Genomic DNA, 21,230 nt, shown 5'->3' with positions numbered 1-21,230 from the left:
GTAGAGAGAAGCGGGATGACGGACGCGGACCACACCGGCACGGGCGATCCACGACGAACCATCGAACTGCTCTGGGGCGTGCGGGAGAAACCCCGCCGGGGCCCCAAGCCGAAGCTCACCGTCGAGGAAATCATCACCGCCGCGATCGAACTCGCCGACGCCGAGGGGATCACCGCGCTGTCGGTGCGCCGGGGCGCGGAGAAACTCGGCGTCTCCCCCATGTCCATCTACACCTACATCCCCAGCCGCGCGGAACTGCTCGACCTGATGATGGACCGGGTGCACGGCGAGCTGACCGACCCGCCGCCCAGTCACGACTGGCGGGGCACGATGACGATCCTCGCCGAGGACGCCTGGGCGATGTACCACCGGCACCCGTGGATGCTCCAGCTCACCACCAGCCGTCTCCCCCTCGGCCCGCACACCTTCGCCAAGCACGAACGCGAACTGGGCGCCGTCGACGCGATCGGGCTCACCGATCTGGAGATGGACGCCGTGATCGCGATGGTCAACGGTTTCGTCCAGGGCATCGCGCGGGGTTCGGTCGAGTCGGCGAGTCTGGTGCGGCGGTCCGGGCTGACGGATACGGAGTGGTGGACGGCCAGCGCCCCGGTGCTCGCGGAGATCCCGGAAGCCGACGCGGGCCTGTTCCCGCTGGCGGCGCGGATCGGCCAGGCGGCGGGAGAGGCGCACGGTGCGGCGAGCGCGCCGCTGCACACGTTCCGGTTCGGGCTGGCGCGGATCCTCGACGGGGTCGAGCAACTGGTTGCCGGGGAAGCGCAAGGGGCGGAACGGGAACTGCCTTCGTGAGCGGCAAGGACGGTTAGGGCGAGCCTGGCGTGCTCGTGCCGTCTTTGGTTCGCAGGGCGGGTGTTGTGAAGCCACTTTCGCAACGTTGAAGGTTGGGAAAGTGGCTTTCACAACGGCGTTGTCCTGGGGGATCCGGTTCCTGGCCGGGGATGAAGGCTCAGACCGTGTGGCCTTCCCCTCAAGATGCCCGATCGCCGCGTCGTCGCAGCCAGCGGTACAGCAGCCACAGTGCCAGCGCGACCGGTGTCAGGACCGCCGCGAACAGGATGCCCGCGAACATTCCGTAGCCGTGCGGATCGGAGGACACCCCGGTGGCGCTGAGCACCGCCGTGCCGACCAGCAGCACGATCACCGCGGCGACGCAGACGAACGCGCCGAGCACGACGCGCCGGATAACCGGCCTGTCCATAGAACATCACTCCGGGTCGGGAGTGCAGATGGTCAGGAACGACTTCCGGTTCTCGCGCTGGACCTCCGCGACGTCCATCCAGCCGCGCTCGCCGAACAGGTAGCTCCCGGGCGGGTGCTGGGCCGAGTCGCGCAGCACCCGGGCGACGTCGGCCTTGGCACCGTTCGCTTGCGGACCATCGACGGTGACGGCGATCGAGCCCGACTTGGTCCAGTCGTAGCCAGTGGGCAACGGCGTCTGGACCTGGAGAGGCCCGTCCGGCGACGATCCCCCGCCGGTCCTCAGCAGGTCCAGGCGTTCCACCCGCACTCCCGGGTGCGGCGCGGTCCACACCTGCTCCGTGCTCTGCTGGGTGCCCGAGTCGAAGGTCAGCCTCAGGCGGATGACGCCCTCACACGGGGTACCGGTCCACAGCTTCAGGACGCCGCCGTCGACGCGGAACCCGGCCGCGGGCGGCAGCGACGGCGCGAACTGCGCCTTGGTATCGCACGCGGTCACCGCCACCACGAGCAAGGCGGCGCAGGCGGCGCGCGGCCACTTAATGGTATCCGCCATCGGACAGTCCAGCGTCTTCCTCGGTCTCGTTGCCGCCGGTGACCTGCTCCCACGCGTAGGAGGCGAGGAAACCCGTATAACCTTCGCGCCCCCATTGCTGGGAGTGGCGCTCTTCGTGGTGCAGCAGCCGGTCCATGTCGAGCGAGCCCTGGGACGCACCCTTGTCGTCCTCGTACCAGGCGTGGCCCGACTTCGCGACCTCGCGAAGCTGTTGCGCCGGATCCTTCGGGTCGTCGATGTTCAGCATGAACGTGTCGCCCCAGGTCGTCCCGCCGCGTTGGCTGAACTGGTCCTGGATGAGGTTTCCGCCCAGGCCCATCATCATGCCGTTCGGGGTGGTCACCAGCCGCCCGCCGTTGTCGTGCACGAAGCCGACATCGTCGTCGTAGCTCCAGGAGTTCTCCCGTTGCCGCTCGGTGATCCGCCGCAGTTCCTCGGATCCGTACGGGGTCGGCGCGAAGTCGGTCTTTTCGCCTTCGGTGCCGTAGTCGGTGCCCGCGTTCATGATGTAGGTCATCCGCACCGCCTTGGCGGCGTCGTCCCCGCTGATGTCGGTCGGCATCAGGAAGTACGACTTGAAGGTTCCGTCGCCGTCCTCGTCCTCGCGGATCTCTTCCATCCCGTCCAGGACCTCGAAGTCCTCCGGCGTGATGTCGTGTTCGTCGGCGATCTTCTTGATCGTGTCGATCGGAACACCCCGGAGGACGGCGTTCTCGAGCCACTGCCGGTAATGGCCGGACGCGGACGGCCCGCTCAGCAGCCCGGCGTCGCGCAACGCCTGTTCCATCTCGACCACCTGGGCGTCGATCTCCCCGCCCTTCTTGGCGCCGGCCAGGGTGGTCGCTCCGTGGTCGCTGATCTCGCCGTCCTGCGCCAGCCGCATCACCCTGGCGAGGGCGGCGTCGATGTTGTTCGCCGTGGTGAGGATCGCCTTGGTTTCCTGCTCCAGCTGCTTCCTGATGGTTTCGCGGTGCCGGGCGGTCTCGGCGCGGTCTTCGGCCTCGAACCGCGACTTCGGCGGAGGGTCGGCGGGTTTGCCGTCCACGATCGCGCCGTCCGCGGCGATACGGAACTGGTAGGTGTCGGCGAGGGAGTCGTTGTTGGCGACCCGGGTCTTCAGGGCGGATACGTCGTCCGACGCGTTCTGCAGGCCGCGTTCGACGGCGGACAGCTCCGCGATCAGGATTTCGGCCTTGTCCCGCGTGTCTCCCAGCGAACCGCGGGCACGCTCACCGGCGGGGCCGTGCCAATCGGGCAGCTTCCTGGCGTCGTCGAGTTCGTCCTGCAGCCCGATGAGTTTGTCCCGCCGCCCACTCAGGTTGGTGGCCGACGCGTTGAGCGCCTCAGCGTCCCATTTGCGGACGTCGTCGTACCCGACCGTCATTCCCCGAAAGCCTCTTCCGCGGAGCGCTCGTTTTCGGAGTACGCCTTCGCGGCCGCCGTGATCGATTCGCTCCACTGGTCGATCTCGTCGGCACGCCCCTGCGCGCGCTCGTTGAACGTCGAGGCCAGAGTGGGCGCGCTCTTCGCCGCGTCCCCACCCGGCAACGCCGTCGCTATCGCGTCCAAGCCGGTACCGGGTTCCACGCCTCTGGCCTGGTCCGCGGCGGATCCCGCGGCCTTGGCCGCGTTCCGCAGCTGACCGATCTCGACCTCGTACCCGCTCACCGCCCGCGACCCCCAACCCTGGATAGGTCAGCGGACTCTACTTGAGCTCCGAAGCCTCCACACCCGATTCGGGCGAGAGAACAGGCGCTTCCTCCACCACCGGCGGGCGGGCGAGTTCGGCCAGCTGCCGGACGACGTCGTCGTACCGCGCCTGATCCGCCGCCGCGCGGGCCTGCGCCCGTTCCAGTTCCTCGCCCAGCGCTGTCGCTCGCGCCTCGGCGAGGCTCCTGGCCGTGTGTTCTTCCGCGAGTGACGCGCGGACGCGGTCCAGATCTCCGCGCAGGACGGCGGATTCCGCCCGTGCGGCGACACAGTCCTTTTCGGACACCGTCACCCGGGCCTTCGCCTCGTCGAGCCGGTCCAGCAAGGCTTCGAGTTCGGCCACCGCGCGGGCCAGCGCCGTGTCCCGCTCACCCAGATCCGCTGTCAGTCGCGTCTTTTCCTCCCGGACGGCCGCGAAGTCCTCACGCAGGGTCCGGAGATCGGAGACCAGCGCGTCGCGGGCGCGTTCGGCCGCCACGGTCGCGGCTTCCGCGGCGCCTCGGGCCCGTTCATGGGCGGCGATCTCGGTCCACGAACGCTGACGGGTCTCCTCGGCGTCCTTCAAAGCCTGCTCGGTGGTGCGTTCCGCCTTGGCCTTGGCCATCTTGTCGTCACGGGACGCGGCCAGCGCGGTCGCGCGCGCCGTGTCGGCCTTCGCCGCCGCCTGCTGGGCGTCCTCGGCCTCGCGCTTGGCCGTGGCGGCCTCGGTCTCGGCTTCGGTGACCCGTCCCAGCGCCGCCTCGGCGGCGTCGTCGAACCGCGAGCGCATCGCGTCCAGCAGTTCCACGAGCGACGCCGCCGCCGGGGTGAACTCGTCGGCGATGCGGCGGACCTCGAGCAAGGGATCGGCCACGCTCGCCACCGCGGCGGCACGGCGGGCCCGCGACGCGGCGTCGGCGTGCGTCTTACTGCAGTAGGCCGAAGGCCGCCCGCCCTTGCGTCTTCCCTCGGCGTCCACCGCGGGCGGGGGCAAGGGGTTCTCGCAGCCTTCCAGCGCGCACAGCCGGACCTCGTCGGCGTCCGTATCGATCACCGCAGCAGGGTAGCGCTGCCCCGTGGGGTGGGAAGCGGGGCAACGCCGGGAAAACCGTTGGACCCGCCGATAGGGTCGACTTCGTGCGTGTTCTCTTCACTTTCGCCGGCGGCAACGGTCACTTCCGCCCGCTTCTCCCGATCGCCCGCGCGCTCGTCGAAGCGGGTCACACCGTCGCGTTCACCGGCGAGCCGATGATGGTCCCGATCGTCGAGGCCGCCGGTTTCCCCGCCTTCCCGTCAGGCCCCAACCTCGGCAGCAAGGGTGAACGGCACCCGTTGCTCCCCGTCGACAAGGATCGCGAGGACGCCGACCTGCGCGACGGTTTCGTCCGCCGTACCGCGCCCCGCCGCGCGGAAGACGTCTCGGCGCTGTGCGAACACTGGTCCCCCGATCTCCTCGTCTGCGACGAAGCCGATCACGGCGCGATGATCGTCGCCGAAAAGCTCGGTCTTCCCCACGCGACCGTCCTGGTCACCGCCACCGGCGCTCTCATCCGCGCCGAACTGATCGACGACGCGCTCAACGAGGTCCGTGCCGTCCACGGGCTTCCCCCGCAGCGGGACCTGGAGATGGCGACCCGCCATCTCGTGCTCTCCCCGTTCCCCGCGAGCTTCCGTGATCCCCGGTTCCCGCTGCCGCCGACCACGTGGCCCTTCCACACGCCCGTTCCCGGCCGCGGCCCGGTGCCGGAGTGGCACGTCGAAGGTCGTCCGACGCTCTACTTCACCCTCGGCACCATCTTCAACACCGAGTCCGGCGATCTGTTCGCCCGGGCGCTGGCCGGTCTGCGGGACGTCGACGCGACCTGTGTGGTGACCGTCGGGAACCTCATCGACCCCGCCGAGTTCGGTCCGCAGCCGGAGCACATCCACCTCGCGAAGTACCTGCCGCAGGACGACGTCCTCCCGTACTGCGACGCGGTCCTCAGCCACGGCGGCTCCGGCAGCCTGCTGGGCGCGATCACGCACGGCTTGCCGATGGCACTGCTGCCCATGGGCGCCGACCAGCCCCACAACGGCGACCGTGTCACCGAACTCGGGCTCGGCACCGTCCTCGACGTCATCCACGCGACACCCGAGGACATCCGTGACGCCGTGACCTCCGCGCTTCGGGAACCGTCCTATCGGGACGCGGCCGGGCGGCTACGGGACGAGGTCACCGCGTACCCGCCGCCGGAGAAGACCGTTCCGCTGCTCGAGGGGTTGCTCGGGTGACCACCGAGCTCGACACGGCGATCACCCGGGCGTTCCGCGAGGAGTCCGGTCAGGTGTTCGCGACGCTGATCCGGGTCACCGGCGACTGGGACCTGGCCGAGGAATGCGTCCAGGAGGCGTTCGCGCTCGCGCTGCGCACCTGGCCCCGCGACGGCGTCCCGGCGAAACCCGGTGCCTGGCTCACCACGACCGCGCGCAACCGTGCCACCGACCGGATCCGGCGGGAAGCCGTCGGCGCGGAGAAACTGCGGGAAGCCGCCGAACTGACCGCGCCCGCCGAGCCGGAATGGGACGAGAGCGGCGTCCACGACGACAGGCTCCGCCTGATCTTCACCTGCTGCCACCCCGTCCTGCCGATGGAAGGCCAGGTCGCGCTCGCACTGCGGACGCTGGCCGGGCTCACCACCGCCGAGATCGCCCGCGCCTTCCTCGTCTCCGAGGCGACGATGTCGCAGCGCCTGGTCCGGGTGAAACGGAAGATCCGCACCGCGGGCATCCCGTACCGCGTACCGCCGTCGGCTCAGCTGCCCGAACGCACGGCCGCCGTGCTGGGGATGCTGTACCTGCTGTTCAACGAGGGCTACTCGGCCAGCGCGGGCACCGACCTGCTGCGGACCGACCTGTCCGCGGAGGCCATCCGCCTCGCCAGGATCCTCGCCGGACTGATGCCGGGCGAACCCGAGGTCCTCGGCCTGCTGGCCCTGCTGCTCCTGCACGACGCCCGCCGGGCCACCCGGGTCGACGGCGAGGGCACCCTCGTCTCGCTCGAGAACCAGGATCGCGGCGGCTGGAACACCGCCGAGATCACCGAGGGCACCGAACTGCTGGAGACCGCGCTCCACCGGGGAGTGCCGGGGCCGTACCAGATCCAGGCCGCCATCGCCGCCTGTCACGCGACCGCGGCCCGCGCTTCCGACACCGACTGGGCCCAGATCGCCGCCCTCTACCGGGAACTGCTGCGTTTCGTGCCCTCGCCGGTCGTCGAGTTGAACCGCGCGGTCGCCGTGGCGATGGCCGAAGGCCCCGAGGCCGGACTCGGACTGGTGGACAAGCTCACCGCGGACGGAAGTCTCCCCGGCTACCACCTGCTTCCCGCGACCCGCGCGGACCTGCTCCGACGTCTCGACCGGTTCGAGGAGGCGGCGGAGGCCTATCGCGAGGCGCTGACGCTCACCGGCACCGAGGCCGAGCGTGCCTACCTGACGGGGAAACTCGCCGAAATCTCCTGACGCCGGGATGTCGGCATCGAGGCGGCGCGTTAATGACCGAGCATGAAAGGGGCCTTCAAGACGTTTTCCGTCCTGAAAGCCCCTTTCATGACACTCGCGGAGCGGATCAGGCGCGGGTGTGCACGATCAGCCCGCCCACCAGAGCGCCGAAGCCGCCGATCGCGGCCAAGGTGCGGACCAGGTTCCACCGTTCCCAGACACCCTCGAACTTCGCCCGCAACGCCTCGAAGTCGGTGTTGGCGCCGTCGAAGCCGGCTTCGAGCGCGTTGTTCAGCGGCACGTTGATCGCCATGGTCACGATCAGCATCACCAGCAGCAGCACGAAACCCGCGATGATCCACGGCAGCGCCGACCGCAGCTCCGATCGGAAGTGCAGTGCCGCCGCCACCGCGGCGAGCAGGGGCGCGCCGCCGAAGCTCAGCGCGAACCAGCCGTTGAGGATCGCGATGTTGATCTCCCGCATCCCCGTCACGTACGTCCGTGCGTCCGCCCGCGCCAGTCCCGGCATGACCGAGCACGTGTAGGCGTAGAACAAGCCCGCGATCAACCCCGCCGCGATGACGGCCGCGATCAGGACGATCTCGCTGAGCGTGGACATTCCCGTCGCCTCCCTTCCGATTCCCGTTCGTTTCATCGATTCCAGACCCCAGTGGCCGCGGCCTTCGCGGCGTAGTCGGAGAAGTCCCTCGCGGGCTTGCCCAGCACCTTCTCGACGTCACCGGTGAGCGAGGAGTTCCGGCCGTCGAGGATCCGCGTGAACAGGTCGGTCAGGCCCTCGATCTCTTCCTCCGGCACGCCCTGTTCGGCCGCGCCCGCGGCGAACTCCGCCGCGGAAACCGGAACGTACCGGACATCCCGCCCCGAAGCCTTGCCGATTTCCGCCGCCACGTCCGCGAAACCGAGCAACCGGGGGCCCGTCAGCTCGTAGACCCGGCCGTCGTGCCCGTCGGTGGTCAGTGCCGTCACGACGACGTCGACGATGTCCTCGACGTCGATGAACGGCTCGGTCACCTGTCCCGCCGGAAGCACGATCTCGCCGGCGAGCACCGGTTCCAGCAGGAAGTGCTCGCTGAAGTTCTGGGCGAACCAGCTGGCCCGCACGACCGTCCACTCGGCACCGGAGTCACGGACGCCCTGCTCGCTGACCACGGCTTCCTCCTCGCCGCGGCCGGACAGCAGCACCAGCCGCCGGACACCGTGTTCCACGGCCAGTTTCGAGAAGTCGCGGATCGCTTCGGCCGCGCCGGGGAAGGCGAGGTCGGGGTAGTAGGTCAGGTAGGCCGCGCCGACTCCGGTGACAGCGGCGGTCCAGGTCGAGCGGTCGTCCCAGTCGAACGCGGGCCGAGAGGCCTTCCGCACCTCGATGCCCCGGTCGGTCAGCTGCTGCGCCACCCGGCGTCCGGTCTTGCCCGTCGCTCCGAGGACCAGGACCGTCTCGTTGTTCTTCGTGTTTGTCATGGCACTAGTCAAGCGCCTCAAGATGAGACGGAACATAGTTCAAAGACTCTTTTCCATGTTTCATCGTCTACACTTCGTGGCATGGATCCCCTCGCCGGTCTGCTCGACGGACCCCGCGCCCGCGGCGCGTTCCTGCTGAAGTCGGTCATGACCCCGCCGTGGTCGCTGCGCATCGAGGACGAGGCGCCGCTGACGGTGATGGCGCAGGTCCGCGGCGAGTCCTGGGTCGTCCCCGATCGCGGGGACGCCGTCCGTCTCGGTACCGGCGACATCGCCATCGCCCGCGGACCGGACCCGTACCTCGTCGCGGACGACCCGGCCACCCCGCCGCAGGCGATGATCCTGCCGGGACAGGAATGCCTGACACCGGACGGACAGCACCTCACCGAACTGTCCGACCTCGGCGTCCGCACCTGGGGCAGCGACCCGGACGGCCCCGTCGTCCTGCTCACCGGCACGTACCCGCTGGAAGGCGAGATCAGCAAACGGCTCCTCAACGCGCTGCCGTCGCTGCTGGTCGTCCGGAACGAGGAATGGGAGAACCCGCTCGTGCCGCTGCTCGCCGGGGAGATCGTCAAGGACTCGCCGGGTCAGGAAGCCGTCCTGGACCGCGTGCTCGACCTGCTCCTGGTCGCCGCGCTGCGGACCTGGTTCGACCGGCCCGGCGCCGCGGCACCGGCCTGGTACCGCGCGCACAGCGACCCCGTCGTCGGGCGGGCGCTGAAACTGTTGCAGCACAAGCCTTCCGAGCCGTGGACGGTGGCGAGCCTCGCGGCCGACACCGGGGTCTCCCGGGCCGCGTTCGCCCGGCGGTTCACCGCCGCGGTGGGCGAACCGCCGATGGCCTACCTCGCGAGCTGGCGGATCGCGCTCGCCGCGGACCTCCTGCGCCAGCATCCCGACGTCACGATCGGCGCTGTCGCCCGGCAGGTCGGCTACGGCAGTTCGTTCGCACTCAGCACCGCGTTCAAACGCGAGCACGGCGTCAGCCCGCAGGGTTACCGCACCGGCGTCGCGTAGCGCTCGACCAGTTCCGCGCCGATCCGCGCGAGTTCGTCCTGGACCGAGACCGGGCCCAGCACCTCGATCATCGAGCCCCAGCCCGCGAGCTGCTGGGCGATCATCCACGCCACCGGCGCCGACACCGTCACCCGCACGCGTCCGTCATCGAGAGTCTCCTCGACGACGGACTGCCGTCCGAAGTGGTCCTGCAGGATCGGCAGATGCCGCTCGGCGATGAGCACGGTCGCGTCCAGTCCCGAACGGCGCTGCTCGACCTGGTCGACCACCTGCTCCCACGCCCGCGACAACTCGAAGTCGTCCGGGCGTCCGGCGGGCAGGTCGCTCACCTCGGCGTCGGACATGCGATCCACGCGGAAGGTGCGCTGGCCCTTGTCGGTGCCCGCGATGAGGTACCAGACGTCGTCCTTGTCCACGAGCCCCCACGGATCCACGACCCGCTCGACCGGTTCCGTGCCCTTCTTCGCGTAACCGAAGCGGACCTTGCGGCGGCGGACGATCCCGGCCTGCAGCACGGTGAGCAGCTCGGGGCGTTCCTTTTCCCGTTCACCCCACCGCGACGGGTCGATGACGACCGCGTCCGCGGCGGCCTGCGCGTCGGCCCGGAAGGTGTCCGGCAAGGCACGGACCAGTTTCCGCAGCGCCGACTTGACCTCGGGAGAAACCGACGCCGCCGGCCCGGCGAGCAGGAACAGCGCCTGAGCCTCCGATGCGGACAGTCCACTGAGGTCGGTGCGCGCGCCGCCGATCAGGGACCAGCCGCCGCCTCGTCCCGGCTGCGGGTACACCGGTACGCCCGCCGCCGACAGTGCCTCGAGGTCGCGCCGGGCCGTGGCGATGGAGATCTCGAGTTCGTCCGCCAGTTCGGAAGCCGTGACGCGGCCACGGGCCTGCATCAGCAGGAGGGTGGCCACCAGGCGATCGGCACGCATGCGGTTCAGTCTGGCAGCCAAACCGCTCATCCGATGCGCACTTTGCCCGCGTTCCGAGGGCGAAATCCGCTTGACCCTCACACTGATGTCAGGCTTTAGGGTCGGCCGCGACCGACCTCGAAGGAGCAGACATGGCAGGCACAGTGATCATCGGTGCGGGACCGGGCATCGGCCGCTCGGTCGCACTCCGGTTCGCCCGGGAAGGGTCGCCGATCACCCTGGTGGCCCGCAGCGCGGCGACGCTGGATCCGCTGGCCGCCGAGCTCGGGACCGCGCTGGCGCTCACCGCCGACGTGACCGACGAGAAGTCGCTCAAAACCGCTCTCGACACCGCGGGACGCGAGCGCGGTGAGCCCGACGTCGTGGTCTACAACGCCGCGATCATCCAGGCCGACACCCCCGGCGAGCTGTCCGTCGAAGGGCATCTCGCGGCGTGGTCGGTCAACGTCGTCGGAGCGATCACCACCGCCGCCCACGTCGCACCCGGGATGGCCGAGCGCGGTTCGGGCACGATCATCGTCACCGGCGGGATGCCCGAAGCCGTACCGGCCTACACGAGCCTCTCGCTCGGTAAAGCCGGTGTGCGGGCGCTGGTTTCCTTGCTGGACACGGAATTCGGCCCGTCAGGGGTGCACGTCGCGACGGTGACCGTCGCCGGTGCCGTCGCGAAGGGGAGCCCGTTCGACCCCGACGACATCGCCGAGCACTACTGGCGGCTGCACACCCAGCCGCGGAGCGAATGGGAGCAGGAGATCGTCCACACAGGACTACCAGTGAGCGGGGTGTGAGAGCGACTCCGGCAGCTTCGTCGTCGCGTCACCCTTCGCGGCGTCCAGCTGCGACTGGATGAGGAAGAGGGCGTCCCGGAAGTCCGCTCCACGGACATCGGCGTCGCGCAGGTCCGCACCGATGACGTCGGCCTGTCGCAGATCGGCGCCCCGCAGATCCGCGCCGATCAGGTAAGCCCCGCGCAGAAGCGCGCCGCGCAGGTTCGCCCCCTTGAGCTTCGCGCCGATGAGGTCGGCACCGCGCCGGTCCTTCTTCTTGCCGGGCACTTCGGCGCGGGCGAGTTCGCTCGCGCGCAGCAGCAGCCCGTTCACCGAGCCCCGGTGCGCGTGGACGTCGAGTTCCCGCAGCACGCCGGGTTTCTCCAGGGTCATCCGCTCGGTCTGGTCGATCATCTCGGCCAGGCCGGCGCGGATCGGCGCCGACGACGGGAGCGCGGCCGCCTCGGTGAGGTAGTAGAGCAGTTCCTGCAGATCCCGCATGACCGGGAAGACCGCGAACATCGACCTCGCCGTCTTCGGCGCCTTCCGCCAGTCCTCGCCGCCGAAGGTGATCTGGGAGACCTTCTGGCCCGCGCCGAAGCAGTCATAAACCGTGCAGCCGGTGAAACCCTTCGTGCGGAGCTTGTCGTGGATGCCGCACCGGGAGTCCCCTCCCAGATTCGGGCACGCTTGGCCCGCCGGTTTGGTGATCGCGAAATCGGCCGACGCCGCGAAGGCCGGAACGACACAGCACAGGCCGAAGCAGTTTTCGCAGTCGGCTCGCAGGCTCGAAGGGGCTGGCACGGTGGTTCGGACTCCAGATGCTCGAGAGGTGTTCCACCCACAGGGTACGGAGGGGCCGACGTGCACATTCCGTGCAGGGCACCCGCCGCCAATGGCCGCCAGACGAAGGTCGGGTCCTGCCCCATTCAGTCGATATCGGACATGTCAAACGCTCAATAACCTCGATCTTCGTGGGATTCGGCAGGTGCCGTCCCATGCGGTCGAGCTGGACCGCTTTCCGCCGCTGTGGTCTTGACCGGCCGGTCCCCTGCGAACGACAGGACGAACACATGCGAGAGATGAGACAAGCGCGTTGGCTGTCCCGTGCCGGAATGGCGAGCGCGGTCGCGGTGGCGATCAGCGTCACCGCCGCTCCCGCGCAAGCCGCCGAGGGACAGATCCTCGCCGCGGGATCCCCCGAAGCGATCCCGAACAGCTACATCGTCACGCTGAAGGACACCGGCGTCGTGGACACGCTGGCCAGCCGCTTCGGCGCGAAGGTGGAGCGCGTCTACAGCAGCTCGCTCAAGGGCTTCTCCGCGACGCTGTCGGAGAGGCAGGCCAAGCGGCTCGCCGCCGACCCGACGGTGGCGTCCGTCGAGCAGAACCAGGTCGTCCACGCCGACGCGACGCAGGTCAACCCGCCGTCCTGGGGTCTCGACCGCGTCGACCAGCGCAACCTCCCGCTCGACAAGAGCTACAGCTACACCTCCACTGGCGCCGGCGTGAACGTCTACGTCATCGACACCGGTGTGCGGATCAGCCACCAGACCTTCGGCGGCCGCGCCCGCAACGGCTACGACTTCGTCGACAACGACGCCGTCGCCCAGGACGGCAACGGCCACGGAACCCACGTCGCGGGCACCATCGCCGGTTCGCAGTACGGCATCGCCAAGGGCGCCACGATCTACGGCGTCCGCGTCCTGAACAACTCGGGCAGCGGCACCACCGCCGGCGTCATCGGCGGCATCGACTGGGTCACCAAGAACCACATCAAGCCCGCCGCGGCGAACATGAGCCTCGGCGGCGGTGCCTCGACCACCCTCGACGACGCCGTCCGCCGGTCGATCGCCGCAGGCGTCACCTACGGCGTGGCCGCCGGGAATTCCAACCAGAACGCGTCCGGCTTCTCCCCCGCCCGCGTGACCCAGGCGATCACCGTCGGCTCGACCACCAACACCGACGCGCGGTCCAGCTTCTCCAACTACGGCAGCCTGGTGGACATCTTCGCGCCGGGTACGAGCATCACGTCGTCGTGGAACACCAGCGACACCGCGACGAACACCATCAGCGGCACCTCGATGGCGACCCCGCACGTGGTCGGCGTCGCGGCCCGCTTCCTGCAGAACAACAAGACCGCCACACCGGCGCAGGTGGCCACCGCGCTGATCAACGCGGCCACCCCGAACAAGGTGACCAACCCGGGCTCCGGTTCCCCGAACCGGCTCCTGTACTGGGCGCCGACCGCCTGATCGCCGTCCCGCACATGAAATGAAGGGGACTTTCATTGCAAATTTCGCAATGAAAGTCCCCTTCATCGCGTCCGGGTCAGAGCACCTTGCGGATGCTCGGCACCACGGCCGCGAGTCCGGCGGCGTTCGGGTGCAGTGGCGCGAAGCTGTTGTTCACCACCGACGGGATGAGCCCTTCGATCCATTTGACGCCGATCGGCTGACAGGCGTCGTGACCGATGCTCGGCGTCCGGATGTCCACGTACTTCGCGCCGTGCGCGGCGGACTGCTCGGCCATCCGCGCGTTGAGCCGGTCGATGTTGCCCTGGATGTAGTCGGCGTCCTGCGGCAGCACCGGGACGAGCGGCCAGCAGCCGCCGGGTTTGAGCCCGGTCGGGTAGCCGACCATGACGATCGTGGCCCGCGGGGCGCGCTGGCGGATCTGCTCGATGGCCGTGCCGTAGGTCGCGGCGAACGCGTCGATCTTGACGGCGTACTTGTCCACCCCGCCCGCGGTGTTGGCCGCCTTGCACGACGCGCCCACCGGCAGCAGGTTCACGCACGACGTGGCGAGTCCGACCAGCCCGATGTCGTTGCCGCCCATGCCGACCGTCACCAGGGTCGTGTCGGCCGAGAGCGCGTCGAACTGTGGCGGGTTGGTGCCGGAGACGATGCCCTTCTGCGGGTTGGTGAAATGAGCCGTGGTCGCCCCACCGCAGGTGACGTCGCGCAGTTCGTCGACCTTGAGCTGCTTCGCCAGCAGCCCCGCGTAGTTGATCGAGGAACGGGCACAGGTGAACAGGTCGGACTGCGGCAGGACCACGGAACCCGCCGAGAACGAGTCGCCCATCGCGACGTACACCTGGCGCTCCGCCGCGGCGAGGGCCGGAGTCCCGATTCCGACGAGGGTGAATGCGGTGCCCGCCACCGCGGCGATCCGAGCGAGTCTTCCCCAGCGAGAACGTGTCACTGCCGCCTCCTGCATGCGTCGTCGAATGCTCCGGTCAGCGTCCGCCGGGAGCGCGTGAACCACTAGAACGGAGGCGCGCGTACTTGATCGGAGTTTTGTAGGTTGCCTCTATGACCATGCCGTCGGGACAGCCCTGGCGACGGCTGGACGCCTCGGTGCTGACCCGGCTGGAGCCCGACACCGCCGCGATCGCGTCCGCCGCGATGGACCAGGTCCGAGCAGGTCTGCGGACCCCGCTGGACGACCGGACGGCCGCGAACCTCCACCTCACCCTCGACGTCGCCTTGGACGCCTTCTTCAGCGAGATCGGCCATCCCGACGTCACCACCGATCGCGAGGTCTACCGCGCGCAGGGCCGGGCTCAGCACACCGCCGGGCGCAGCCTGGAGGAGATGCTCGGCTTCTATCAGTCGGCCGCACTGGGGGTCTGGCGGCAGCTCACCTCGGCGGCGCCCGCCGTCGAGCTGCCGACCCAGGCGATCGTCGAACTCGGCGAGGCGCTTTTCGCCTTCATCGCCGAGCTTTCGGCCGCGGCCGCCGACGGGTACGCCGAAGCGCGGTCACAGGCGGCGCGGGCCGGGCAAGCGCGGCGGGACCGGCTCCTCGGCCTCCTGCTCACCGAACCGGCGGCCACCCGGGAGGTGCTCGACGACGCCGCGAGCCAGGCCGCGTGGGTACTGCCCGGCCGTCTCGTCATCGCCGTCACCTGCGCCGATGCCGCACCGCAGCTGCTGGACCGGATGCCGGGGCGGGTGCTGATCGGCCGCCACCACGACCTCACGGCCGTGGTCATGCCCGCCGACCGGATCGAGTGGTACCTCGGCCGGCTACGGGACCTGCTCGGCCACGACCAGGCCGGGGTCGGACCGGTGGTGCCGCTTCACTCGGCCGCGCTCAGTGCCCGCCGGGCGAGCGCGCTGTGGCGGCTGACCCGCACCGGGGCCCTCGGCGACAGCGCCCTCGTCCACACCACGGACCACCGCATCGACCTGCTCCTGACCACCGATCCCGAGCTCGCCGCCGAGTTCTCGAAGGACGTCCTCGCGCCGCTGGCGGGATTGCCGGAACCGGCGAGGCAACGGCTGACCGCCACTCTCGCGGCGTGGCTCGCGCGGCCGGACCAGCCTCAGGCGATCGGCGTCGAACTGCACGTCCACGTGCAGACCGTCCGATACCGGATCCGGCAGTTACGGACGCTCTTCGGTGGCACGATCGACGATCCGGCCGGGCGGTTCGCCTTGGCCATCGCGCTGAGGATCGGTCCGCTGGTATCGAGGGAACCTACAAAGCACTCAGAGCGGGACGTCCATCCGCTGCGTCCCGACGACCGATAGCAGCCGCAACGCGTTCTCCGACGGAGTCCCGGGGTCGGCGGTGTAGATCACGACCTGCTGGTCCCGGTCGCTGATGTCGAGCACGTCGCAGTTCACGCTGACCGGGCCGACCGCCGGATGCTGGAACGTCTTGCACAGGGTGGGCGCGGCGGAGACGTCGTGCGCGGCCCACAGCCGGGCGAATTCCTCACTGCCTTCGAGGAGCTCGCTGATCAGGCCGGTGATCTCGGGGTCGTCGGGGTAGCGGGCGGCGGTGGCTCGCAGGTTCCGGACGGCGCTCGCGGAGAACTCCTCCACATCGGACACCCCGTACATCCGGCGTTCCGGCGATCCGAGGAACGCGCGCCGGACGAGGTTGCGGTCGCGACGCGGCAGGGCGGAGAAGTCCTCCATCAAGGCCGCGGCGAGGTCGTTCCAGGCGAGCACCTCGTAGGTCGCGGACAGCACGATCGCCGCGGCCTGCGGAAGCCGTTGCAACAACGAGAGAATGCTCGGCCGGACTTCCCGGGAGGGGCCGGGCGGCGGTCCCGGCGGGGCACCGGCGAGATGGTGCAGGTGATCGCGTTCCGCGTCCGACAACCGCAGCGCCCTGCTCAGCCCCGCCAGCACCTCACGCGAAGGCCGGGGACCGCGGGCCTGCTCCAGCCGCGTGTAGTACTCGGTCGAGATGAACGCCAGCTGCGCCACCTCCTCGCGGCGCAGCCCAGGGGTCCGGCGCCTCGGCCCGGCGGGCAGCCCCACGTCGGCGGGGCTGATCCGCTCGCGCCTGCTGCGCAGGAAGTCCGCCAGTTGTCGTCTGTCCACCCCTCCAGTGTGGACGATGGCGTCGCGCCAGCCAGGTACCACCGATGCCTGGATAGGCACCGGACGCGGGTGAAGTCTCGGTGCCATGACCACCACAACGACTGTTTCGGGCCTGCTGGACGGCAAAGTCGCCTTCATCACCGGCGCCGGCCGCGGCATCGGTGCCGCCGCCGCGCGGCTGTTCGCCAGGGAAGGCGCCCGCGTCGTACTCGCCGCCCGCACCGAGACCCAGCTGAAGACCATCGCCGAGGAGATCCGCGCGGCGGGTGGCATCGCGGACCACGTGGTGTGCGACCTCGGCGACGCGGCGAGCATCCGCACGGCCGTCGGCCGTGCCGTCGAGTTGCACGGCAGGCTCGACGTCGCCTTCAACAACGGCGCGACGAACGTGCCTCCCGGGCCGATGGATCAGGTGACCGAGGCCGATTTCGACCACATCTACGCGGTGAACCTCAAGGGCCCGTGGCTGTCGATGGTCGCCGAGATCGAGGCGATCCGCGCCACCGCGGGTACCGGGGCCATCGTCAACAACACCAGTGTCGGCAGCCTGATGGCCAATCCGGAACTCCCCGCGTACGGCGCGATGAAACGAGGCGTCAACAGCCTCACCGCGTCCGCCGCCGTCACCTACGGCCCGGAGGGGATCCGCGTCAACGCCGTCGCTCCCGGCACGACGATGACCGAGATGTTCGGCGAATGGGTCGAGGCCTCGCCGGGCATCCTGGACCGGCTCAACGCCCAGACCCCGCTGGGACGTGTGGCCGAGCCGGAGGAGATCGCCCAGGCCGCCGCGTGGCTGCTGAGCGACCGCGCGTCCTACGTGACAGGCACGGTCCTGCGAGTGGACGGCGGCATGGTGAGCTAGCCCGGCCCGCCGCCGTGGCTGCTCTCGCGGGCGGCCGCGGCGGCGTTCTTCAAGTCGGCGAAGGCGATCGCCTGGCCGGCGGCGCCCCAGTTTCCTTCGGGCACGTCACGGATCAGGGTCCAGACGTGCAAGGCCTGCGCGCTGTTCGGGTCCAGGCCCGCGGCCGTGACGACAGCGGTGTGCACGTCGGCGATGAGACCGGCTTTACGACGCTGCGACAACGCACCTTCGGGAACGGTGATGTCGACGCGGAACCGGGGTTCCCCGCCGCCGCGCCCGCCGACAGCGAGCCGTGCGGGGTCGATCTCGTTCAGGTACACCCAGGTGATCTCGCGGAAGAATTCCGTGTCCGGCGCACCTTCCCAGCGCAGCAGGATCGTCGCGAGTTCGTCGAGCAGGGCCGGCGTCTTCGCCTCGGGAATCGACCCCGTCACCGCGGTCACTTCGATCATGGGCATGCTGACTACCTCCTGGTACCGGTCGGGATGGTGCTCTTGCGCTGGTGCTCCGGCCCGCCTGCCGCGATGAGCGGATCCCAGTCGCCGGGGAGCGCGGGCAGTGAAGCCTTGTCGGCGAGCACGGCGCCCGCCCTGAGCTGCTTGGCGAGGTCGCGGCCGAGCACGGCACCGGCCGCGCCGACACCCGAAGCCATGGCTCCCTCGACGCCCGGCCCCCAGGAGTTGCTGGCACCCGCCAGGAACAGGCCCTTCACCGGCGTCCGGACGCCGGGGCGCAGCGGGCCGAACTGCTGCCACGACAGGTCGATGCCGTACGCGACGCCGTCGCTGGAGAGGGTGTACCGCTCCTGGGTGATCGGTGACCCGGCCTCGACGTGCACGATGTGCTCACGGAACTCGGGGATGACCGCGGCGGCCCGGTCGAGCATCGCTTCGGTGAACTGCTCCTTGCGTTCGGTGTAGCCGGGACGCCGCCGGTACTTGCCGCCGGAATAGGGCCCCTCGTCGACGCCCCAGAACCCGTAGTCCGCCGGTGCGGCCGACATGATCTCCAGGTTGGTGTAGCCGGGCGGGGCGATCCGCTCGTTGTCCGGGTCCTTGATCGACTGGACGGACACGAACCCCGGAGTCCGCGCGAGCAGGTCGGCGATCTGCGGCTCGGACAGCTCCCCCGCCCGTCCGGCCAGTTCGAAGAGTTCCTTGGACGGCTCGGTGACCGGGCAGCTGAAGTAGTTGGTGTTGGGCATCCGCCCGCGCAGGTCGACGTCGAGCGCGACGTAGACGTTGAACAGCGGGATCGACATCCGGTAGCCGTCGGTGCGGCGGACCAGCCGCGACGGCAGTTTGTCCGGGCCGACCAGTTCGAGCAGCGTGCGCTTGATGTCGGCGTTGGAGACCACCACGTCGGCCGGGATCAGTTCTCCCGAAGTGAGCTCCACCCCGGTGACCCGGCCGTGCTCGACGAGGATGCGGCGAACCCGCGCCCTGGTCCGCACCTCACCACCGTGCGCGGTCACCACATCGGCCAGATGCGCGGCCAGCACCTGGCCGCCGCCCTCCGGAAAATAGCCACCGTCGCGGATGTAGTTGTGCAGGAAGACCGCGTGCACCATCGTCGCCGCGCGATGCGGCGGAGACAGATAAGACGCCTGGCTGGACAACACGGCGCGGGCGGCGACGCTCAGCTTGCACGCGTCGAGCAGGCGGTCGAGCGGCTGCATCGCCCACACCGCCGCCGTCCCGGCACGGAGCGCGAATTTGCCCATCTCGAGATGCGACCCCGGCGTGGTCAGCCGATCGGTCGACTCGCCGAGACGCCGCAGGACACCCACGAACTTGCGCAGTCCATCGGCGTCACCGGGCAGCGCCTCGATCAGGTTGGCGAGGTAGCGATCCCAGCCGCGCGGCACCTTCACGGTCACGTCCGGGAAGACGATCGTGTCGAATCCGTCGGGGTCCATGGGGAGGAACCGGACTCGCTCGTCGAGACCGACGCCACGCAGGATCGCCGGGATCGTCCCCTCAGGACCGCAATCCCCCAGGTAGTGCACCCCGACCTCGAACTCGAACTGCTTCCGGCGGAACACGTGAGTGCAGCCGCCCAGCACGTCACCGGCCTCGAGCACGAGTGTTCGCTTTCCGCCGGCGGCCAGATACGCGGCCGAGGTCAGCCCGCCCATCCCGCTGCCGATGACGACCGCATCCCAGCGTTTCATCGCCACTCCCATCGCTCGTCTCTTACCTACTTTCCAGTAACTATGGACTCTGACATAGTATTGAGTCAAGGGACGGCATGAAGAGGCGGAGACAAGGGCGATGGGCCGCAGAGCAGGGCAAACCCGGGAACGCATGCTTCTCAGCGCGGTCGCGCTGCTGCGAGAGCGGGGCGCCGCGGGGATCAGCATCGACGCCGTACTCGCCCGCAGCGAAGCCCCGAGAGGGTCGGTGTACCACCACTTCCCCGGCGGGCGGAACGAAATGATCATCGACGCGGTGCGGCTGGCAGGCGACTACATCACCGCACTCATCGACGAGGCGGCCGAGAGCGGCGACGCCCGCGTCGCACTACGGCGATTCGCGGAGATCTGGCGGATCTCCTTGATCGAGAGCGACTATCAGGCGGGTTGCCCGATCGTGGCTCTGGCCGTCGACAGCGGCGACGAGGTCCCCGGCGCCGAGAACACGGTGCGCGAGATCTTCGCGGGCTGGCAGGAGAAGATCCGCGAGCTGCTGATCGCCAACGGCACCGCCGACGACGACGCCCGGCGCCTGTCGACACTGGCCGTCGCCACGATCGAAGGCGCGGTGATCCTCTGCCGCGCGCACCGCAGCGCGGCCCCGCTCGACGACGCCATCGCCGCGATCATGCCCCTGTTCCCCGAGACAGCTCGCTAGTTCTGACCCGCCTGAGGGTCAGGGACGCTTCGCGAGCGCGTAGGCGAGTGCTGGGTCGAACTCGCCGGCACGGCTGGTGGGAGCCTCGCCGCACGGCCCGTCAGAGATGCCCGGGGTGGTGAGCCAGAGCAGTTGCAGCTTGTCGCGTTCTGGCCTCAGCACCTGGTTTTGTCCCACTCGGGCGCCGACCGGATTGCAGTCCCCGGAGGTGGGTGCCCCATTGCGACCGCTGTCGGCCACCATGAGGTAGTCGCTCCGGCCCGTAATCGCCTGCAGGTGTTCCCGGACGCCATTCGCTGACGCGGACGCGGTGACCTCATCGGCATAGCCACGGACGTTGACCGCGAACCCGTCCACGTCTCGCCCCGCGGACGCTATCCACTCGGCGGCCGCAACCGCCGAGGTCGCGTCAGAGACATCGAGAAGAACGATGGTCCGAGAGAGCGCGCCGAGGGTTTTCGCGGCCGCGAGGGAGAGTTGCTCTCGTGACTCGGTGGCAGAACACCCCTTGGCGACCCGGATCACCACCAAGGCGGAGGCCTCCCCGATACCGGCCGCGATCTCGTCCGACCATGCACGGTGGCCTGTCTCGCACGCTTCCGGCCGATCCAGGTCGACCATGAAGATCGGCATCGTGTTGGTGGCGACGGCTCGCCCGACAGCCTGCTTCACCCGGTCTGGCGCACGGATGGTCTGGGCGGCTGGACGTGAGGCGATCTGGCTGCCAACGGACTCGGCCTCGGGCCCGGCCGGTGCCGAACGTACCCACGCCGCGGCCGGATTGTCCCCGTCCACGTAGAAGCCACTCGTCGAGCCGAGCAGGGGTATCGGTTCTCCGACGCCGCGCGGGTCGATCGCATATCCGTCCGGATCGCAGCCCCCCAGAAGGGCGAGCAGGACGACGAGGGCCAACTCGCGAGCGCGGTTGCGGCACCTGCCGGCGTTGTCCTTCTTCTTCGTGGCCACCCAACTCATCGGAGCGGACATTTCTCGGCCCGTACACCACCGAAAGCCGCAAAACTACACCTCCT

Annotated in this window: 23 protein-coding genes; 9 read left to right on the top strand and 14 right to left on the bottom strand. The window is 69.6% G+C overall.

Features of this window, described 5'->3' with window-relative positions:
- Positions 1-15: 15 nt before the first annotated feature.
- Positions 16-810 (top strand): TetR/AcrR family transcriptional regulator, encoded by a 795-nt coding sequence (locus ACLJRM_RS18650; protein ID WP_410663748.1) that lies wholly within the window; start codon positions 16-18, stop codon positions 808-810.
- Between the two features lie 178 nt (positions 811-988).
- Here ACLJRM_RS18650 and ACLJRM_RS18645 read toward each other — a convergent pair whose 3' ends face one another.
- From ACLJRM_RS18645 to ACLJRM_RS18625, 5 genes are read right to left on the bottom strand one after another with little or no spacing between them, the layout of a single operon-like run.
- Entirely contained in the window at positions 989-1,219 is a 231-nt protein-coding gene (locus tag ACLJRM_RS18645) for a hypothetical protein (protein ID WP_101607855.1), read from the bottom strand.
- A 6-nt stretch (positions 1,220-1,225) separates the two neighbouring features.
- On the bottom strand, positions 1,226-1,774 hold the full coding sequence (locus tag ACLJRM_RS18640; RefSeq protein ID WP_410663747.1) for a hypothetical protein: 549 nt from the start codon (positions 1,772-1,774) through the stop codon (positions 1,226-1,228).
- Entirely contained in the window at positions 1,758-3,158 is a 1,401-nt protein-coding gene (locus ACLJRM_RS18635) for a hypothetical protein (protein WP_410663746.1), read from the bottom strand. The genes ACLJRM_RS18640 and ACLJRM_RS18635 overlap by 17 nt, the downstream gene beginning before the upstream one ends.
- Complete coding sequence (locus ACLJRM_RS18630; RefSeq protein ID WP_410663745.1) at positions 3,155-3,442, bottom strand: hypothetical protein; 288 nt, start codon at positions 3,440-3,442, stop codon at positions 3,155-3,157. Before ACLJRM_RS18630 ends, ACLJRM_RS18635 begins: the two co-directional genes overlap by 4 nt.
- Before the next feature lie 37 nt (positions 3,443-3,479).
- Entirely contained in the window at positions 3,480-4,517 is a 1,038-nt protein-coding gene (locus tag ACLJRM_RS18625; protein WP_410663744.1) for a hypothetical protein, read from the bottom strand.
- A gap of 83 nt (positions 4,518-4,600) precedes the next feature.
- On the opposite strand from ACLJRM_RS18625, the gene ACLJRM_RS18620 reads away from it, so the two are divergent.
- Together ACLJRM_RS18620 and ACLJRM_RS18615 are read left to right on the top strand one after the other, a co-directional pair.
- Positions 4,601-5,734 (top strand): glycosyltransferase, encoded by a 1,134-nt coding sequence (locus tag ACLJRM_RS18620; RefSeq protein ID WP_410663743.1) that lies wholly within the window; start codon positions 4,601-4,603, stop codon positions 5,732-5,734.
- Positions 5,731-6,963, top strand: a complete 1,233-nt coding sequence (locus tag ACLJRM_RS18615) for an RNA polymerase sigma factor (protein WP_410663742.1) — start codon at positions 5,731-5,733, stop codon at positions 6,961-6,963. Before ACLJRM_RS18620 ends, ACLJRM_RS18615 begins: the two co-directional genes overlap by 4 nt.
- Positions 6,964-7,069: 106 nt before the next feature.
- On the opposite strand, the gene ACLJRM_RS18610 is transcribed toward ACLJRM_RS18615, so the two are convergent.
- Positions 7,070-7,561 carry a DUF1772 domain-containing protein gene (locus ACLJRM_RS18610; protein ID WP_101607861.1) on the bottom strand — a complete coding sequence of 164 codons (492 nt, stop codon included), beginning with the start codon at positions 7,559-7,561 and terminating at the stop codon, positions 7,070-7,072.
- A 32-nt stretch (positions 7,562-7,593) separates the two neighbouring features.
- The gene (locus tag ACLJRM_RS18605; RefSeq protein WP_410663741.1) at positions 7,594-8,421 is read right to left on the bottom strand and encodes an NmrA family transcriptional regulator; all 828 of its coding nucleotides are present in this window, start codon (positions 8,419-8,421) and stop codon (positions 7,594-7,596) included.
- An 81-nt stretch (positions 8,422-8,502) separates the two neighbouring features.
- On the opposite strand from ACLJRM_RS18605, the gene ACLJRM_RS18600 reads away from it, so the two are divergent.
- Positions 8,503-9,441, top strand: coding sequence for an AraC family transcriptional regulator (locus ACLJRM_RS18600; RefSeq protein WP_101607863.1), 939 nt, complete (start codon positions 8,503-8,505; stop codon positions 9,439-9,441).
- On the opposite strand, the gene ACLJRM_RS18595 is transcribed toward ACLJRM_RS18600, so the two are convergent.
- Positions 9,420-10,373 (bottom strand): helix-turn-helix transcriptional regulator, encoded by a 954-nt coding sequence (locus ACLJRM_RS18595; RefSeq protein WP_410663740.1) that lies wholly within the window; start codon positions 10,371-10,373, stop codon positions 9,420-9,422. The genes ACLJRM_RS18600 and ACLJRM_RS18595 overlap by 22 nt on opposite strands.
- A gap of 131 nt (positions 10,374-10,504) precedes the next feature.
- On the opposite strand from ACLJRM_RS18595, the gene ACLJRM_RS18590 reads away from it, so the two are divergent.
- Positions 10,505-11,161, top strand: coding sequence for an SDR family NAD(P)-dependent oxidoreductase (locus tag ACLJRM_RS18590; protein ID WP_410663739.1), 657 nt, complete (start codon positions 10,505-10,507; stop codon positions 11,159-11,161).
- On the opposite strand, the gene ACLJRM_RS18585 is transcribed toward ACLJRM_RS18590, so the two are convergent.
- Positions 11,141-11,944 (bottom strand): pentapeptide repeat-containing protein, encoded by an 804-nt coding sequence (locus ACLJRM_RS18585; RefSeq protein WP_410663738.1) that lies wholly within the window; start codon positions 11,942-11,944, stop codon positions 11,141-11,143. The genes ACLJRM_RS18590 and ACLJRM_RS18585 overlap by 21 nt on opposite strands.
- Before the next feature lie 269 nt (positions 11,945-12,213).
- Between ACLJRM_RS18585 and ACLJRM_RS18580 the strand changes: the two genes are divergently transcribed.
- Positions 12,214-13,395 carry a S8 family peptidase gene (locus ACLJRM_RS18580; RefSeq protein WP_335645071.1) on the top strand — a complete coding sequence of 394 codons (1,182 nt, stop codon included), beginning with the start codon at positions 12,214-12,216 and terminating at the stop codon, positions 13,393-13,395.
- Positions 13,396-13,471: 76 nt separating this feature from the next.
- Here the strand turns inward: ACLJRM_RS18580 and ACLJRM_RS18575 are convergent, their stop codons facing one another.
- The gene (locus tag ACLJRM_RS18575; RefSeq protein ID WP_410663871.1) at positions 13,472-14,302 is read right to left on the bottom strand and encodes an SGNH/GDSL hydrolase family protein; all 831 of its coding nucleotides are present in this window, start codon (positions 14,300-14,302) and stop codon (positions 13,472-13,474) included.
- 152 nt (positions 14,303-14,454) lie between these two features.
- Here ACLJRM_RS18575 and ACLJRM_RS18570 point away from each other — a divergent pair, with 152 nt between their 5' ends.
- A complete protein-coding gene (locus tag ACLJRM_RS18570; protein WP_410663737.1) occupies positions 14,455-15,678 on the top strand; it encodes a helix-turn-helix domain-containing protein in 1,224 nt (407 codons plus the stop codon).
- Here the strand turns inward: ACLJRM_RS18570 and ACLJRM_RS18565 are convergent.
- A complete protein-coding gene (locus ACLJRM_RS18565; protein WP_410663736.1) occupies positions 15,637-16,482 on the bottom strand; it encodes a helix-turn-helix transcriptional regulator in 846 nt (281 codons plus the stop codon). The two genes, ACLJRM_RS18570 and ACLJRM_RS18565, sit on opposite strands and share 42 nt — an antisense overlap.
- An 85-nt stretch (positions 16,483-16,567) precedes the next feature.
- On the opposite strand from ACLJRM_RS18565, the gene ACLJRM_RS18560 reads away from it, so the two are divergent.
- Positions 16,568-17,347: an SDR family NAD(P)-dependent oxidoreductase gene (locus ACLJRM_RS18560; protein WP_410663735.1), complete on the top strand. Its 780-nt coding sequence runs from the start codon at positions 16,568-16,570 to the stop codon at positions 17,345-17,347.
- Here ACLJRM_RS18560 and ACLJRM_RS18555 read toward each other — a convergent pair.
- The gene (locus ACLJRM_RS18555; RefSeq protein ID WP_101607872.1) at positions 17,344-17,805 is read right to left on the bottom strand and encodes a tautomerase family protein; all 462 of its coding nucleotides are present in this window, start codon (positions 17,803-17,805) and stop codon (positions 17,344-17,346) included. The two genes, ACLJRM_RS18560 and ACLJRM_RS18555, sit on opposite strands and share 4 nt — an antisense overlap.
- A 5-nt stretch (positions 17,806-17,810) precedes the next feature.
- Complete coding sequence (locus ACLJRM_RS18550; protein WP_410663734.1) at positions 17,811-19,520, bottom strand: phytoene desaturase family protein; 1,710 nt, start codon at positions 19,518-19,520, stop codon at positions 17,811-17,813.
- A 133-nt stretch (positions 19,521-19,653) separates the two neighbouring features.
- On the opposite strand from ACLJRM_RS18550, the gene ACLJRM_RS18545 reads away from it, so the two are divergent.
- On the top strand, positions 19,654-20,199 hold the full coding sequence (locus ACLJRM_RS18545; RefSeq protein ID WP_410663733.1) for a TetR/AcrR family transcriptional regulator: 546 nt from the start codon (positions 19,654-19,656) through the stop codon (positions 20,197-20,199).
- Positions 20,200-20,217: 18 nt separating this feature from the next.
- Here the strand turns inward: ACLJRM_RS18545 and ACLJRM_RS18540 are convergent, their stop codons facing one another.
- Positions 20,218-21,165: a glycoside hydrolase family 6 protein gene (locus ACLJRM_RS18540; protein WP_410663732.1), complete on the bottom strand. Its 948-nt coding sequence runs from the start codon at positions 21,163-21,165 to the stop codon at positions 20,218-20,220.
- Positions 21,166-21,230: the final 65 nt, after the last annotated feature.

It is taken from the genome of Amycolatopsis sp. lyj-84 (assembly GCF_046549075.1).
Lineage (GTDB): Bacteria > Actinomycetota > Actinomycetes > Mycobacteriales > Pseudonocardiaceae > Amycolatopsis.
Note: the sequence above shows the minus strand (reverse complement) of the source record. Positions and strands in the feature narration are given on the sequence as shown.

What these genes read in the sequence shown, in the direction of transcription:
- ACLJRM_RS18560 (WP_410663735.1), top strand. Translation starts at nt 16,568, where the DNA reads ATGACCACCACAACGACTGTTTCGGGCCTGCTGGACGGCAAAGTCGCC.
- ACLJRM_RS18545 (WP_410663733.1), top strand. Translation starts at nt 19,654, where the DNA reads ATGCTTCTCAGCGCGGTCGCGCTGCTGCGAGAGCGGGGCGCCGCGGGG.
- ACLJRM_RS18570 (WP_410663737.1), top strand. Translation starts at nt 14,455, where the DNA reads ATGACCATGCCGTCGGGACAGCCCTGGCGACGGCTGGACGCCTCGGTG.
- ACLJRM_RS18600 (WP_101607863.1), top strand. Translation starts at nt 8,503, where the DNA reads ATGGATCCCCTCGCCGGTCTGCTCGACGGACCCCGCGCCCGCGGCGCG.
- ACLJRM_RS18640 (WP_410663747.1), bottom strand. Translation starts at nt 1,774, where the DNA reads ATGGCGGATACCATTAAGTGGCCGCGCGCCGCCTGCGCCGCCTTGCTC.
- ACLJRM_RS18610 (WP_101607861.1), bottom strand. Translation starts at nt 7,561, where the DNA reads ATGTCCACGCTCAGCGAGATCGTCCTGATCGCGGCCGTCATCGCGGCG.
- ACLJRM_RS18645 (WP_101607855.1), bottom strand. Translation starts at nt 1,219, where the DNA reads ATGGACAGGCCGGTTATCCGGCGCGTCGTGCTCGGCGCGTTCGTCTGC.
- ACLJRM_RS18605 (WP_410663741.1), bottom strand. Translation starts at nt 8,421, where the DNA reads ATGACAAACACGAAGAACAACGAGACGGTCCTGGTCCTCGGAGCGACG.
- ACLJRM_RS18590 (WP_410663739.1), top strand. Translation starts at nt 10,505, where the DNA reads ATGGCAGGCACAGTGATCATCGGTGCGGGACCGGGCATCGGCCGCTCG.
- ACLJRM_RS18635 (WP_410663746.1), bottom strand. Translation starts at nt 3,158, where the DNA reads ATGACGGTCGGGTACGACGACGTCCGCAAATGGGACGCTGAGGCGCTC.
- ACLJRM_RS18580 (WP_335645071.1), top strand. Translation starts at nt 12,214, where the DNA reads ATGCGAGAGATGAGACAAGCGCGTTGGCTGTCCCGTGCCGGAATGGCG.
- ACLJRM_RS18595 (WP_410663740.1), bottom strand. Translation starts at nt 10,373, where the DNA reads ATGCGTGCCGATCGCCTGGTGGCCACCCTCCTGCTGATGCAGGCCCGT.
- ACLJRM_RS18650 (WP_410663748.1), top strand. Translation starts at nt 16, where the DNA reads ATGACGGACGCGGACCACACCGGCACGGGCGATCCACGACGAACCATC.
- ACLJRM_RS18555 (WP_101607872.1), bottom strand. Translation starts at nt 17,805, where the DNA reads ATGCCCATGATCGAAGTGACCGCGGTGACGGGGTCGATTCCCGAGGCG.
- ACLJRM_RS18550 (WP_410663734.1), bottom strand. Translation starts at nt 19,520, where the DNA reads ATGAAACGCTGGGATGCGGTCGTCATCGGCAGCGGGATGGGCGGGCTG.